This window comes from Micromonospora sp. M61, from assembly GCF_018070245.1.
GTDB classification, from domain to species: Bacteria; Actinomycetota; Actinomycetes; order Mycobacteriales; family Micromonosporaceae; genus Micromonospora; species Micromonospora zamorensis.
Genome location: NZ_JAGPYA010000009.1, coordinates 127,368 through 142,218 on the forward strand (window position 1 = coordinate 127,368; position 14,851 = coordinate 142,218).

The 14,851-nt window shown below is 71.5% G+C and carries 10 protein-coding genes; 6 read left to right on the forward strand and 4 right to left on the reverse strand.

Features of this window, described 5'->3' with window-relative positions; genetic code table 11:
- Positions 1–129: 129 nt before the first annotated feature.
- Positions 130–1,038: an alpha/beta fold hydrolase gene (locus KBX34_RS07665; RefSeq protein WP_210924097.1), complete on the forward strand. Its 909-nt coding sequence runs from the start codon at positions 130–132 to the stop codon at positions 1,036–1,038.
- A gap of 153 nt (positions 1,039–1,191) precedes the next feature.
- Here the strand turns inward: KBX34_RS07665 and KBX34_RS07670 are convergent, their stop codons facing one another.
- The 4 genes from KBX34_RS07670 to KBX34_RS07685 all read right to left on the reverse strand — a co-directional run bounded on the left by KBX34_RS07670 (position 1,192) and on the right by KBX34_RS07685 (position 9,522).
- Positions 1,192–1,896 carry a 4'-phosphopantetheinyl transferase gene (locus tag KBX34_RS07670; protein ID WP_088947726.1) on the reverse strand — a complete coding sequence of 235 codons (705 nt, stop codon included), beginning with the start codon at positions 1,894–1,896 and terminating at the stop codon, positions 1,192–1,194.
- Positions 1,897–2,171: 275 nt separating this feature from the next.
- On the reverse strand, positions 2,172–2,408 hold the full coding sequence (locus KBX34_RS07675) for a DUF5988 family protein (protein ID WP_088947727.1): 237 nt from the start codon (positions 2,406–2,408) through the stop codon (positions 2,172–2,174).
- A gap of 108 nt (positions 2,409–2,516) precedes the next feature.
- Positions 2,517–7,919, reverse strand: coding sequence for a carboxyl transferase domain-containing protein (locus tag KBX34_RS07680; protein WP_210924099.1), 5,403 nt, complete (start codon positions 7,917–7,919; stop codon positions 2,517–2,519).
- A 190-nt stretch (positions 7,920–8,109) separates the two neighbouring features.
- A complete protein-coding gene (locus KBX34_RS07685) occupies positions 8,110–9,522 on the reverse strand; it encodes a PLP-dependent aminotransferase family protein (RefSeq protein ID WP_307871347.1) in 1,413 nt (470 codons plus the stop codon).
- Between the two features lie 421 nt (positions 9,523–9,943).
- On the opposite strand from KBX34_RS07685, the gene KBX34_RS07690 reads away from it, so the two are divergent.
- The 5 genes from KBX34_RS07690 to KBX34_RS07710 all read left to right on the forward strand — a co-directional run bounded on the left by KBX34_RS07690 (position 9,944) and on the right by KBX34_RS07710 (position 14,836).
- The gene (locus KBX34_RS07690; RefSeq protein ID WP_307871348.1) at positions 9,944–11,410 is read left to right on the forward strand and encodes an anthranilate synthase component I family protein; all 1,467 of its coding nucleotides are present in this window, start codon (positions 9,944–9,946) and stop codon (positions 11,408–11,410) included.
- The gene (locus KBX34_RS07695) at positions 11,407–12,018 is read left to right on the forward strand and encodes an aminodeoxychorismate/anthranilate synthase component II (protein WP_210924103.1); all 612 of its coding nucleotides are present in this window, start codon (positions 11,407–11,409) and stop codon (positions 12,016–12,018) included. The genes KBX34_RS07690 and KBX34_RS07695 overlap by 4 nt, the downstream gene beginning before the upstream one ends.
- Positions 12,015–12,725 carry an SDR family NAD(P)-dependent oxidoreductase gene (locus KBX34_RS07700; RefSeq protein WP_210924105.1) on the forward strand — a complete coding sequence of 237 codons (711 nt, stop codon included), beginning with the start codon at positions 12,015–12,017 and terminating at the stop codon, positions 12,723–12,725. The genes KBX34_RS07695 and KBX34_RS07700 overlap by 4 nt, the downstream gene beginning before the upstream one ends.
- Positions 12,726–12,786: 61 nt before the next feature.
- Positions 12,787–14,208, forward strand: a complete 1,422-nt coding sequence (locus KBX34_RS07705; protein WP_210924108.1) for a phenylacetate--CoA ligase family protein — start codon at positions 12,787–12,789, stop codon at positions 14,206–14,208.
- On the forward strand, positions 14,192–14,836 hold the full coding sequence (locus KBX34_RS07710; protein ID WP_307871349.1) for a prephenate dehydratase: 645 nt from the start codon (positions 14,192–14,194) through the stop codon (positions 14,834–14,836). The genes KBX34_RS07705 and KBX34_RS07710 overlap by 17 nt, the downstream gene beginning before the upstream one ends.
- Positions 14,837–14,851 lie beyond the last annotated feature (15 nt).

Genomic DNA, 14,851 nt, shown 5'->3' on the forward strand with positions numbered 1-14,851 from the left:
GAGGAAGCCGCTGCTGTGCGCGGAGGCTCGATACGCTCTCACCTTCCTGTTCATTATCTCACGAGCACCTTTTTCGGCTACAACGGGTAGCCGCTTCCGGTCTATCCGGTGACCGCTACGGTGCCCGGCATGCTTACTGGTGAGGAGAAGTTCGTTCGTTCCGGGCAGGTTCGGTTGTGGACCGAGAGATTCGGTCGCCCCGATGACCCCACCGTCTTGTTGGTCATGGGCACCTCTACGCAGGGCATCGGCTGGCCCGATGAGCTTGTGGAAGCTCTCGTGAGCAGCGGCCGGCAGGTGATCCGGTTCGATCACCGTGACACCGGCCGTTCCGACTCCGTCGACTTCACAACGCATCCGTACGCGCTCGCCGACATGGCAGCCGACACGGCAGCCGTTCTGGACGGTTACGACGTCACGGCCGCGCACATCGTCGGGACATCGCTGGGCGCGGCGATCGGGCAGTGGCTCGCTGTGCATCAGCCAGCCCGCGTCCGCACGCTGACGGCAATGGCATCCTCTCCGATGGGGAACAATCCGGGCCCGGCCTGGGCCAGGGCAATGGCAGGCCAACCGGCTGAGGCCGGCGAACTTCCACCTCCGACGGCACAGTTCCTCAACCACCTGATGGCCTCCGCGACGGCACCTCGCACGACGGCCCAGCAGCGCAGGGCCGCCGACGTACAGACCTGGCGGGTGCTCAACGGCGATGTCTTGCCCTTCGATGAGCCCGCCGCGCGGCGGTTCGTCGAACAGTGCTACGCCAGGGCTGACAACCTCGCTGCCGCCTTGAACCACGATCTGGCCGGTCGGCGTTGGGAGGACGACCGGCGGGCCTCCTTGTCTCGTATCGCCGCCGCCACGTTGGTCTTGCATGGCAGCGATGACCCGCTGTTCCCCCAAGCCCACGGTGAAGCCCTCGCGGCGCAGATCCCGGCGGCCCGCCTGGAGATCGTGCGGGGAATGGGCCACCACCCGTTCTTCGCGCCGGGGCTCACCGAGCGGATCGCCGACTCGATCATCCGCCACACGACCTGATTCCAAGACACCCGCGCCCGGGCCATGGTCGGACATGAATCAGCCGTACCTGACTATGGGTGCTGCCCGGATCGCGGGCGCGTACTTGATCAGCTGGTCGTACCGCTCGGCGGTGACGCCCGCCGGGACCGGCCGCGACAGCGCCGACCGGGCTCAGCGGTGCGCGGCGAGGCGGCCGGCGGGCCGGGTCTTCGGGACCACCGGCGCGAGGACGGTGATGGCGGTGACGACGAGGCCCTGCTCGACGAGCCACCGGCCGCTGAACCCGCTGAGCCGCCGCCCGTGCACCCACGGCCCGGTCACCAGCAGCGTGGCGTTGAAGGTGCCGTTCAGCGGGTCGATGACGATGTTCGCGTCCTCGAAGTCGAGCCACCGTGCGGTCAGCGGGAACCAGGCCTTGTAGACCGATTCCTTCGCGCTGAACAGCATCCGGTCCCAGGCGACGCCGGGATGGTCGCGCAGCAGGACGGCGATGCGGTCCCGTTCCTCGGCCAGGGAGACGGCTTCGAGCACGCCGTTGGCGAGAGCCTCGTTGGGTTCGGCGTCGATGCCGACAGTGGTGACCTTCTCCTGCTCGGCGAGGACTGCGGCGCGGTAGCCGGCGCAGTGGGTGATGCTGCCGACCATCCCGAAGGGCCACTGGGGCTCGCCGCGGGTGCCGGGCAGGACCGGCGCGGGAGCGATCCCGATCTGGCGCATCGCCTGGCGTGCGCACCAGCGGGCGGTGGTGAACTCGCGGCGGCGCTTGTCCACGGCCTTGCGGACGACGGCCTCCTCCTCGGGGAAGAGGTCGGCGCCGGGCGGGTCCACGAAGGTGTCGACGGCCGTCACGGCGCCGGGAAGGATGGACTCGATCATGGCTTCCTCCGCGCCGGAGAAACGGTTCCGGAGTCAGCGGTGGCCGACCTGACGCCCTCGGGCGGCAGTGCACGGGCACGGCTGGCATTGGTCACGCTTCAACAGTATCGACGCTGGTAGCCGTAGGGAACGAACGCTGCGGCTTTCACGGGCCGCGCTCGCGCAGCTAAGGGATCGCCCTTCCCGGCTAGGGGCCCGGGCAGTCGGTGGGCGTCCGATCGCGGGCCGCCGCCCCGGCGCCGACGCCCAGGCTGCGACCCGCGATCCGTCCCGCGTCATTCCGCGATCTTGGTCCGCGCGGTCCAGGTGAACAACAGCGGGGAGCCGTCGCCGAAGCGGCGCTCGAAGTGCTCGTAACCGGCCAGGTAGGGCACTTTGATCTTTCCGTAGACCAGCTGCTCGACGCTGGCCACCACCGTGCGGGGGATGTCGGCAGGTCCACCCTGGAGGAACACCAGCACGGGCTCGGACGGTGCCAGGGCCGGCGGGTCGAGTGTCAGGTACTGAGGCATCGGATCGGTCCTCTCTGCCACGGAGCCTCGTCGCTCCGAATTCAGCATGGGCGCGTCTCCGGCGCCGACACAGACCCCTAGCACCCCGATGCCAGGGCGGGGAGGGCGTCACCTCTTCAGGCCGTGCTCGATCGCCTCGATGATGCGGGGCCGCAGCTCGGCGGTGCTGACGATGGCGTCGACCGAGCCGACCTGGACGGCTCGCTGGATGCTGTGCACCCGGTCGAACTCCGCGGCCACCTCGCCCAGCTTCTCCGCGCGGACCGACGAGCGCACCTCGGCGAGCAGGGCGTTGAGGGCCGCCCGTTCCGCGCCGGTCGCGCCCGCGACCTGCGCGTGCAGCTCGGCGACGCGTGGGTCCTTCGCGGTGCGGTTGGTGACCTCGCCGGAAAAGACGACGGCCGCGGCCGGGGCGCCGCCGAGCACCGAGGCGAACGAGCCCTCCAGCGCGAGCACGGACATGTTCGGGTTGAGGGCCTTGGAGAAGACCACGAACGCGCCGCCGTGGTAGCGGGAGATCACCGTGAAGACGATCGGGCCCTCGAAGTTGACGATCGCCCGACCGATCTCGGCGCCGTACTCCAACTGGAGGTTGCGCATCGACTCGGGGGAGCCGTCGAAGCCGGACAGGTTAGCCAGCACGACGAGCGGGCGGTTGCCGGAGGCCGCGTTGATCGCCCGTGCCGTCTTCTTCGACGAGCGGGGGAACAGGGTGCCCGCCGTGTAGGTGTCCGGCCCGTCGGTGGGCGGGAACCCGCGCCGGGGGACCGGGCGCGACTCGATGCCGATCAGGCAGACGGGATAGCCACCGACGTGGGCGTCCTGGACCACCGACGTGTCGGCGTCGGCCATCCCGGCCCAGCGTTCGAGGACGGGGTGATCCTGGTCGGACAGGGCGCGCATGACCGTACGGATGTCGAAGGCCTTCTTGCGGTCCGGGTTGTGGCTCGCCGAGAAGATCTGCCCGACGGTGGTGAAGTCGCTGCCGTCGACGAGGTGCGGGTAGTCGGAGACGTCCCGGTCGACCGGGTCATCGGTGTCGGCCCGCCGCGGCCCGGTCTCCCCGGGTACGACGTAGGTGTGGTCGTAATGGGCCATGAGCACGTCCCGTGCCGCCGGCAGGCTGGGTGCCCAGTACTGCGCCTGCCCGTTCGGACCCATGACCCGGTCGTAGCCGCCGATGCCGAAGTTGTCCTCGGCCGACACGCCACCGGAGAAGTCCAGCGAGTGCTTGCCGGTGAGCACCATCGCCGAGTCCGGGGTCATCACCAGGATGCCCCTGGTGTGCATGAGCATGGTGGCTTCGGCGTTCCAGTACGGCTGGGCGCCGACGTTGATGCCGGCCACCACGATGTTGATCTCACCGCCGGCCTGGGTGAACGTCACGACGCGCTTGAGCGCCGCGGCGACCCAGTCCATGTTCTCGGTTCCGGAACTCATCGAGATGCGGGCGCCCGCCGACAGGGCGAACCACTCCAGGGGCACCCGCATGGTTTCGGCCAGGTCGAGGGCGGCGATGACGCGGGCGCACTCCGGCTCGGACAGGGCGCCCAGCGCCTTGGTCGGGTCGCCGAGCAGCACCACGCGGGTGACGCCCTCCGGGTAGCGCTCGGTCGGGGTGGTCACCACGCCGGCCACGATGGCCGCCGAGTTCTTCCCCTTCGGCCGTTCGACGGGTACGAGCGTCCCGGACGGGTCGAGGTCGTACTCGGTGAAGCGGCCCAGCAGCCCGGTCAGTTCGTACGGGTAGGTGGTGCCCCGACGTGCGGCACGCAGCACCTTCTGCCGGTAGTCGTCGAGCGGTCGCACCGGCTCGGTGGACGGCGCGCCCACGTTGAGGTGAGCGCCGTTGCCCGGGTCCAGGGTGATCGTCACCGCCACGTCCCCGGCCGAGTGCGGCTGCCGGGCGATGAACTGCACCTCTTCCAGCCCGGCCCCGGTCGAGGTGGGCAGGATCCGCTGGACCAGCGCGTTCAGCTCGTCGAGCGACAGGTTGGTGGGCGGCCAGACGTACATCAGGATCCGGTTGGTGTCGAACCGCTTGTCCTGCGGCCGCCGCGCCTGGATGTCGCGGATCGCGTCCAGGGCCAGGGTGGTGGCCTCCTCCAGGGCGGGCAGCGCGACCAGGCGTCCGTCGGTCTCCCGCAGCGGGGTCAGGTCGCGGACCTGGCCCATGGCGATGAGCCGTTCGTCGGCGGGGTTGCTGCGCGCCACGGCCTTGAAGAGGTAGATCTCCTCGTCGGCCGAGGGCAGCCGGGTCAGGTCGAACTCGCGCAGCCGCTCCAGTTGCAGGCGCTGGGCGATCTGCGGGTGCAGCCCACGGATCAGCCGGTCCTCGGTGAAGCCGGCCTCGCCGGGTCGGAAGGTGAAGTAGTGGTGCATGACCGCGCCGTTGGAGCTGGCGACGGTCGCGGTGACCCGCTGGACGGTCGACGGCAGCGGGTGTGCCGCGAACAGCTCAGCGAGGCGTACCGCGACGGCGTCGTCGTCGGGTTGGTCCTGCACCGCGACGTACAGGTCGGCGACCAGTGGGGCCGGGGCGTCGGCGGCCAGCTCGGCGAGCGCGGTGAGGGTGTCGGGAAGACGGGCGATGTCGGTGGCGCCCGCCACGATGTGGGTCGTGCCGTGCTCGGCGGTGAGGAGCCCGCCCCGCGCGGTCACCGCGGTCAGGCCACGGTTGCCGTAGTAGCGGCGGGTGAGCACCTCCAGCAGCGGGCCGTGCTCGGTGTGGCCGGGGCGTCGGATGCGCTGACCGATGATCCGCACGAGGGGTTGTCGACAGGAGACCATGCGTTGGATGCGGTCGGCCCGGTCCGGGGCGTCCGGGTGCTCATCGAGGTGGCGCAGGTCGGCACGGACCTCGGCATAGACCTCGGCGCGGGTGCGGCGCAGCAGGGGCTGGGCGTACCAGCGGAAGACCAGACCACGTGCCAGGTCGGCGATCACCGGGAAGCGGACCTGGGTCGCCTCGATCAGGCGCTCGAGGACGACACCGGCGGGTTCACGCAGGTCGCCGACGGGTGCGGGCCCGGCGAGCAGTTGGCGCAGCACCTCGGAGACGACCGGCGTCGCGGCGGCCATCCGTTGCTGGGCCAGGAAGATCCGGAAGACGGCGTCCTCCAGTTCCGGTGTGCGGTCCAGCCCGGTCACGCCGTAGTGGGCGAGGACCCGTTCCAGGCGTGCCACGAACCCGGGGGAGACGCCGGCCCGTTCGGCGTCGAGGCTCTGCAGGTAGCTGTGGAAGAACTCGCGCGGGGTGTGCACGGCGCTGCCCGGCTGGGCGTCGGCGGTCCGACGCGGCTTGTTGCGGGCCAGCTCCGCCAGGTTCGCGAAGATCGTCAGAAGGTCGAGGTGACCGGCCGGCGCCCCGGTACGCACGGCTGGGCAACGCCCGATCTCGCCCGGGGCGACGTCGTAGCCGAGCAGCAGCGCGCGCAGATCGTCCAGGACCTGCTCCGCCGACGGCCCGGCCGGTGCCGCCGGCAGGTCGATCTCGACGACCTCGGCCGAAGTGGTCCTCTCCTCGGTGGTGGTGTCGGCCAGTGGTTCGAGGCGCATCAGGGGGGTGCCCGTCTCGACCTGGCTGCCGACGGCGACGGGGCACTCGCGCACGCGGGCCTTGAACGGGGCCCGGAGCACGTTTTCCATCTTCATGCTCTCCAGCACCAGGATCGGCGCGCCGGCCTCGACCTCGTCACCGACGGTCAGGGGAGTCGCGACGACGAGGGCCGGCGCGGGGGAGCGGACCACGCCGCCCTCGTCTCTGCTGACCCGGTGGGTGACGCCGTCGACCTCGATCGTGTGGATCGGCCCGTGGGTGGCGGTCACCAACCGGAAGCGGTTGCCGTTGACCAGCATCTGCCCGCGGTGCTCGTCGAACCGTTCCATCTGCACGTCGACGCGGTGGACGTCCCCGCCGGCCGACAGGCCGATGCGGAAACACCTGCGGCTCACGCGGGACACCGCCACCCGGTAGGCGACGCCGCGCAATTTCAGGTCGAGCGGGCGGCCGGTCTCGTGGCGCACCTGCGGGCGGCCGCCGTGCGCGGTGGTGAACAGGCGCTGCCGGCTGACCTCCTCCTCGTCCTGGTAGGCCTCGATGGCGGCCGCGGCGAGGGCGATCGCGGAGTGGCGGTGGGTGACGAGGCGGCCCTCGGAGCGGACGCGGTCGATCCAGCCGGTGTCGGCGGAGCCGTCGATCACCTCGGACTGGTCGAGCAGGTCCAGCACGAAGCTCTTGTTGGTGGCGCCACCCTCGATGATGACGGTGGTCTCGGCCATGGCGCGACGCAGACGGCCGAGCGCTTCGTCACGGTCCCGGCCGTACGCGATGATCTTGGCGATCATCGAGTCGAAGGCCGCCGGGATGCTGTCGCCCTCACTGACACCGGTGTCGACCCGGATGCCCGGGCCGGCCGGCAGCGCGAGCCGGACGATCCGGCCGGGGGAGGGCGCGAAGTCGCGGTCCGGGTCCTCGGCGTTGAGCCGGGCCTCGACCGCGTGACCCGCCTCCACCGGTGCCGGACCGTCGAGCCGGCCACCGCCGGCCACGTGCAGTTGGAGTTTGACCAGGTCGGTGCCGGTGGTGATCTCGGTGATCGGGTGCTCGACCTGGAGCCGCGTGTTGACCTCCAGGAAGGCGAACAGCTTCTGGGCCGGGTGGTACAGGAACTCCACAGTGCCGGCACCCCGGTAGCCGACCGCCAGTGCGAGCCGCACCGCAGCGGCCTTCACCTCGGCGACCTGTTCCGCCGCCAGCACCGGCGACGCGGACTCCTCGATGATCTTCTGGTTGCGCCGTTGCACCGAGCAGTCCCGCACCCCGAGCGCCCAGGCGCCACCCTGCCCGTCGGCGATCATCTGCACCTCGACGTGCCGGGCGCCGGTCACCAGGCGTTCCAGGAAGACCACGCCGGAGCCGAAGGCCCGCAACGCCTCCTGGCTGGTGCGCTCATAGGCGTCGGTGAGGTCCACCGGCGAGTCGACCCGCCGGATGCCACGCCCACCACCGCCGGCGGTCGCCTTGAGCATCAACGGGTAGCCGATCTGGTCGCCCGCGCGAAGAGCGTCCTGGAGGGTCGCCACCTCGCCCCGGCTCCACGGGGCGACCGGGACGCCGACCTCCTCGGCGATCAGCTTCGAGCCGATCTTGTCGCCGAGCTTGCGCATCGCCTCCGCGCTCGGCCCCACGAACGTGACCCCGATCCGCTCGCACAGCTCGGCGAACGCCGGGTCCTCCGCGACGAATCCCCAGCCGACCCAGGCCGCGTCGGCGCCGGTCTCGACCAGGGCGCGTTCCAGCAGCTCGTGGTTGAGGTACGGGCGGGTGGCCGCGGCACCCAGCGGATACGTCAGGTCGGCCGCCCGGACGAACGTCGCGGTACGGTCCTCGTCGGTGAACAGGGCGACCGTCTCGACGTGGTCACCCGACTCCGCCGACAGGTCCCGTACGGCATGGATCAGCCGCATCGCGGCTTCTCCCCGATTGATGATCGCGATACGCCTGAACACCGGTCGACCCCTCCCCCGACGCCTGACGCTTCGACAGACGACGATTCTCAAGTGACCCGCGCGCGCATCGCGGTACGGGCACGGCCGGACCGTAACGCGCCCGTGGGAGCAGCCGACACCCCTAGCTTGGCCTGGGACGCGAGCCCGCCCAGGGTGGCGGCGCCGGGACGACAGGGGTCACCGGTCGCGCTCACCGTCCACCGCGGACCCCGGTGCCACTCGGTTCGGCCGTCGGAGTCACCCGGGGGGCTCTGGACCCGGTGCGACCCATCATCTCCCGGTACGCCCCGGCGATCCCGGCCAGGCCGCGGCCCAACTCGGTGCCGCGCAACCCGGCGTAGCCGACGACCAGTGCCGGCGGTCGGTCGTCGGCGCGCAGGGCGTAGAAGCGGCCGCCACGGACCAGGACCGAGCGGCGTCGGGCGGCCTGCACCAGCGCCTCCTCGGCGCACCAGGTGGGCAGTTCCAGGTACGCCTGCAACCCGCCGTGCCCGTTGCGCAGGGTGGTGCCGGGCAGCTCGCGGGCGACGAACTGGTGGACCACCTGACGGCGTTTCTGGATGTCGGCGGTGAGTCGCCGCAGGTGCCGGTCGAACGCCCCGGTGTCGATGAGCCGGGCGAAGGCGAGCTGCTCCAGGCTGGAGCAGCCGAGGTCCCAGCCGGCGCGCAGGCGCTCGATCGGCGCGGTCAGTGTGGCCGGGGTGGCCAGCCAACCGAGGCGGAGCGCCGGGGCGAGCACCTTGCTGGCGCTGCCGGCGTAGATCACCCGGTCCGGGGCGAGGCTCTGCAACGCCGGCATCCGCTGCGCCGGGGCGACGAAGGCGGCGTCGAAGTCGTCCTCGACGATGTAGCCGTCGACCGCCTCGGCCCAGGCGACGAGCTGCTCCCGGCGCTGCGCGCTGAGCGTGGCCCCGGTCGGGAACTGGCTGGCCGGGGTGACGAGCACGGCGCGGACCCCGCTCGCGGCCAGGGCGTCGACCCGGATGCCGTCGGCGTCCACCGGTAGGCCCACCGGACGCAGGCCGGCGTCGGCGATGAACTCCCACTCGCCCGGGTGACCCGGGTCCTCCACGCCGACCGTGTCGTGGCCCCGGTCGCGCAGCTCCCGGCACAGCAGCGCGAGGCCCTGGGCGAAGCCGGACGTGATCATGAGGTGGTCGGGTCTGGTACGCACGCCGCGCACTCGGCCGAGGTAGCCGGCGAGGGTGTGCCGGACGACCGGCAGGCCGGACGGTGGGGCGTATCCCAGCTCGCGGAGGCCGGCTGAGGTGACCACAGCGCTGACCGCCCGGATCCAGTCCTGCCCGGGGAAGGTGGAGGCGTGCAGGCCGCCGGTGCGCAGGTCCCGGAGTGCCGCCGTCGGTGCGCGGTCGCCCGGAGTGAGCGCCGAGCCGATCTCGTCGCGTGCCGCCGCCGCCACCGAGGTGCCCGAGCCGTGTTGGGAGACGAAGTAGCCCTCGGCGCAGAGCTGCTCGTACGCCTCGACGACCACACTGCGGGACACCCCGAGGTCGGCGGCGAGCTGGCGGCTCGACGGCAGGCGGGTGCCGGGACGCAGCACGCCCTCCTCGATCTGCGTACGAAATGCGTTACGGAGCTGCACTGCCAGCGTTTCGCGCGACTGACCATCTATTGACAGGTTTAGATTCAACAACAAGTGGTCCGCTCCGGCGTAGTCGAAGTGGTATGGACAGCGCGATCTGTACTTGAGGAAAGTGTTGTCCGGACGCGCAACCGTCCAGCGACCGGCGAATCAGGGCGTACGTTCCGAGTTGTCCAATATGGACCTCACTAACGTCCCTGGTGCCGGCGCGGGGCCGGTCGTGCGAGTCCTTTTGTGCGGGGGGAAAGTCCGATCTGCCGTGTCACGCGGCGGGGTCAGCGCCAACGGTGGCGCCGAAATCGGGCTGCTCAGAGGGGGTTTCGCAGTGTCCTCATTGTCAACCAAGACCGCCACGTGGCCCATTCGATCGCATTCTGTGGCGATGCGGCCTACGCCACTGGCCAACTCAATTCCAATAGAGGTGACATCCGTCACACTGTCGGCAATCAATCCATTGTCGCTCTACACGGCACTCTCCGAATGTCGTCCGCACGACGATCTGTATCTCTTCGAAAGCCTAGACGGCCCGGCTCAGGACCGCTATGCGGCGGCAGTCGGCTGGGACACTCTCGCCGAGTTGCGGTTCATCGCCGACCGGCTTGAGGTGATCTGCGACGGTCCGCTCGGCGACGCCCTGTCCGCCGTGCTCACGGCGGTCCTGGGCGAGCCGGCCCGGCACCGCGCGCCGGAGCGGGTCTGGTCGGTTTCCGGGCCACCCGAGGTCTGGGCGGCGGTCCGGGCCGTGCAGCGGGCCTTCGCGGTGCGGACCACCGCCCCCGCCGACAGCTTCGCCTTCGGCTTCCTCACCACCCTGGCGTACGAGGCCGCGCGGGACATGGACGAGCTCTCCGTCGACCGGGTGGTCGACGACATCCCACGCTGCACCCTCGTGCTGTTCCGGCACACCGTCTGGTGGGACCTGCGCGCCGGCACCCAGCGGCAGCTCACCGCCAGCGGCCCGCACCTGCCGCCCGACAGCGGCGCTCCCCGGCTGTCGGAGCTGCTCGCCGGGCTTCCCGACGATCACGCGGCGGTGCCGGTCGCCCCACCGCCCACCCTGGTGCGGGACACCGTCGACGAGGAGACGTTCGCCGCCCGGGTCAAGCAGTGCCTGCGGCACATCGAGGTGGGGGACAGCTACCAGATCCAGATCGGCCACCGGATCGACGTGGAGACGGCTCTCACCCCGCTGGAGGTCTACCGGCGGCTGCGGCACCGCAACCCATCGCCGTACATGTACCTGACGCCCTGGGCCGGCGGGACCGTCATCGGGGCGAGCCCCGAGCTGTTCCTCCGCGTCGATGAGGGCCGGCTTTCCATGCGCCCGATCGCGGGCACCGCCGCCCGCAGCGCCGACCCGGAGACCGACCGCCGGCTGGTGGCCGAGCTGACGGCCAGCGAGAAGGAGCGGGCCGAGCACGTCATGCTTGTCGACCTCTGCCGCAACGACATTGGTCGGGTCTGCGTGCCGGGCACGCTCAGCGTGGACGCGATGTTCGACGTCGAGCCGTTCGCGTACGTGCACCACCTGGTGTCCACCGTCTCCGGGCAGCTCGCCGACGACGCCGACGTCTGGGCGGCGATCTGCGCTGCCTTCCCGGCCGGCACCATGACCGGCGCGCCGAAGCTGCGCTCCATGGAGATCATCGACGGGTTGGAGGACGAGCCCCGGGGCGTCTACGCCGGCTCGATCGGTCTCGTCGACGTACGCGGGTACGCGGTGCTGGCGCTCTGCATCCGCACCGCCGTGCACGACGGTCGCCGCTACCGCACCCAGGCCTCCGCCGGGGTCGTGGCCGACTCCACACCCGGGGCGGAGTGGCGGGAGACGCTGGCCAAGATGAGCGCCACCTTCTGGGCCCTGACCGGCACGGAGCTGCTGCCGTGAAGGTCCTGCTCGTCGACGCGTACGACAGTTTCACCCACATCATCGACCAGTACCTGCGGACCCTCGGCGCGCGGACCGTGGTGGTCCGTTCCCGGTCGCGGTCCACCGAGCAGCTCGCCGCCCTGCGGCCGGACGCGGTGGTGCTCGGCCCCGGGCCGGGGCACCCCGCCGAGTCCGGGCACGTGGAGCTGGTGCACGCCTTCGCCGGCCAGGTGCCGCTGCTCGGCGTCTGCCTCGGCCATCAGGCGATCGGCCTCGCGTACGGGGGAACGGTCACCGTCGCCCGGCACTTGATGCACGGCAAGACGAGCGTGGTCGCCCACGACGGCCGAGGTGTCTTCGCCGGCGCGCCCGCCCCGCTCACCGTCACCCGCTACCACTCGCTGATCGTCGCGGACCCGGCCCCGCCGGCCCTGGAGATCACCGCGCGCTCGTCCGACGACGGCTACGTGATGGGGGTACGACACCTGACCCTGCCGGTGGAGGGGGTGCAGTTCCACCCGGAGAGCGTGCTCACCGAGGACGGGCTGCGCCTGTTCGACAACTTCCTGGGCCGCGCATCGGGGGCACTGCCGGCAGCCGGCGCCGGGGCGGTGGGGTCGCCATGACCGACCAGTCAGCCCCGCTCGCCGTGGTCACCGGCGCGGCGGGCGGCATCGGCCGGGCCGTGACCGTCGCGCTGACCGGGTCCGGGCACCGGGTGCTCGGCGTCGACGTCGACCCGGCCGGTGACCCGGCGGCGTACGCCTCGCTGGTCGCCGACGTGGCAGTGCCGGAGCAGGTGGAGCAGCTCTTCGCACGGATCCACGGGCGGTACGGCCAGCCCACGGTGCTGGTGAACAACGCCGGCGTCTACCACGCCCGGGACTTCCTCGACTACGACCCGAAGACGTACGCGCAGGTGCTCGACGTCAACCTGGGCGCCGCGTTCTTCTGCACCCAGGCGTTCGCCCGTGGCCTGGTCGACGCCGGCCGGCCCGGCACTGTGGTCAACGTGGCCTCGATCAGCGGGCAGTCCGGCAGCCCGGACGCGGCGTACGGGGCGTCGAAGGGTGCGTGCATCGCGTTGACCCGCAGCCTCGGCCGGGCGCTCGCCGAGCACCGCATCCGGGTCAACGCGGTCGCTCCCGGCCTGGTCGACACCCCGATGGCCGCCCGGATCCCGGTCGAGCGCCGGGACGACTACCGGGCCCGGATTCCGGTCGGCCGGTTCGGCTCGCCGGCCGAGATCGCCGCGGCCGTCGCCTGGCTGGCCGGCCCGGAGAGCAGCTACGTCACCGCCTCGGTTCTGGACGTCAACGGTGGCCTGCACTGACCTGCGCCACGGCCGGCGGCGACAGCACCGCAGCCGGCTCACCCCTGGAGAGGATCCGACCATGTGGCTTCCGACCACCGGCCCGGCGGCGGACTTCGCCGCCGACTACCTGGCCCTGCACCAGGCCTTCTACGACCGCACCCTCGACACCGCCGACCTGGAGGCCTGGCGGGCACGACAGCTGCGCACGGTGCTCGACCAGGTGTCCACCGGCTCGCCGTTCTACGCCCGTCACCTGGCCGACGTCGACCTCGCCACGATCACCCCGGCGACCCTCGACCGGCTGCCCTTCACCACGAAGACGCACCTGCGCCAGGAGATGCTCGACGTGCTCAGCCGGCCGCTGTCCGAGGGCGTCTTCTTCTACGAGACGACAGGCACGACCGGCCGGGCGACCCCGTGTCCCCGCGACGGCCGGGAGGTGGTGGCCAGCAACGCGCACGTCACCGAGTCCTGGGCGTCGATCTTCCGGCACCACTTCGGCGACCGCGCGCCCCGGATCGGGTTGATGGGGCCGACCGAGGTGCACTCCTTCGGCGACACCCTCGGTGACGTCGCGCGCAACGTCGGCTCGCTGAACGCGAAGATCTGGCCGTACTCGCCGGTGATCGGGTTCGCCAAGGCGTTGCAGCTCATGAAGGATCTTGAGCTGGAGGTCATCTGCTGCACGCCGGGCGTGGCCATGATGCTCGCCAAGGCGGCCGAACACTACGGCTACCGGCTGCGCGAGGACTTCGCCGTCAAGCTGCTCTTCGTCACCGGCGAGATGTGCACCCCGGCGCTGGCCCGCAACCTGGAGTCCGTCTGGGGCGCGGACGTCTACAACATCCTGTACGGCTCGCAGGAGGCGTTCGTCATCGCCACCGCCTGCCGCAACAAGCGGATGCACCTCTCCCAGACCAACTACCTCATCGAGGTGGTGGACCCGGAGACCGGCGTGTCGCACGGCTCGCGCGGCACCGGGGAACTCACCGTCACCATGCTGATCGACGGGGTGAAGCCGCTGGTCCGTTACCGCACGGGCGACGCGGTGATCATCGAGTCGTCGGACTGCGACTGCGAGATGGCCGGCGACCTGGTGCAGATCGTGGGCCGCACCCTGGACCGGATCGAGCTGGGCGGTCGACGTTTCACCGCCGGGCAGATCGAGATGGCCGTCCTGACCGGGGTCGTCGGCTCGGGCGGATACCAGGTGGTGATCGACCACGACCCGAGCGGCGGCGACCGGCTGACGGTCCGCCTGGAACTGCTCAAGGACCTCGTCGACGACCCCGGCGGGATCGCCGACGGCGTCCGGCAGCGGGCCGCCGCCGCGCTCGGCGTACCGGTCGAGGTGGAGCTGACCGACGGGCTCGACCCGATCACGAGCACCGGCGCCTTCGTGAGTTGGAAGGCCGCCCGGATCGTCGACCGGCGTGTCGAGGTCGACCACGAGACCCGGGTGGCGCAGCGGATGGCGGGCAACCGTGGCTACACCACCTGAGACGGCCGCGGACGAGTGGGTGCCGGCGCTGCCCGGCCCGCTCGCCGAGGCGTACGGGCGGCGCTGGCGCGCCGTGGTGGACCGGTGGGCGAGCCGGCCCGGCACGACGTTGGCCACCCTGGGCCCGCCCGGGACGTCCAGCCACCTGACGGCGGCCTTCCTCGCCGAGCGGCACGGGCTGCGCGTCGAGCTGTCCGACACCTTCGACGCGGTGCTCGCGGCGCTTGTGGACCGCCGGGTCGACCAGGCCCTCGTGCCGAGCGCGTACCAGGGGCTCACCCGCTTCCACTGGCACCGCGACCTGCGGCTGGACGCGTACTTCGCGCAGGCCACCCCGGAGTACGGCATCGCGGCCGACCCGGACCGCGAGCCGCCCGCCGGTCAGCTCGCGGTGGCCGCCCTCTGGGAGGTCCGGCGGCTCTTCACCGACCTCGCGCCACCCGCCCTGCGGGACCGCCCGATGCGGTGGGTCGACGCCGACTCCACCCAGCACGCCGCGGAGATCCTCGCCGCCGGCGGCGCCGACCTGGCGGTGACCAACGCGCCCGGGGTCCACCGCCACGCGTTGCGGTGGGTGGCCCGCCGCCCGGGCGCCGAGATCGTGTGGACCCTGTTCGGCCGCTGCTAGAGCCACCGTCGGCTC

Bases quoted from the DNA above. Each gene is read 5' to 3' on its own strand.
- KBX34_RS07705 (WP_210924108.1), top strand. From the start codon at position 12,787: ATGTGGCTTCCGACCACCGGCCCGGCGGCGGACTTCGCCGCCGACTAC.
- KBX34_RS07670 (WP_088947726.1), bottom strand. From the start codon at position 1,896: ATGATCGAGTCCATCCTTCCCGGCGCCGTGACGGCCGTCGACACCTTC.
- KBX34_RS07675 (WP_088947727.1), bottom strand. From the start codon at position 2,408: ATGCCTCAGTACCTGACACTCGACCCGCCGGCCCTGGCACCGTCCGAG.
- KBX34_RS07700 (WP_210924105.1), top strand. From the start codon at position 12,015: ATGACCGACCAGTCAGCCCCGCTCGCCGTGGTCACCGGCGCGGCGGGC.
- KBX34_RS07665 (WP_210924097.1), top strand. From the start codon at position 130: ATGCTTACTGGTGAGGAGAAGTTCGTTCGTTCCGGGCAGGTTCGGTTG.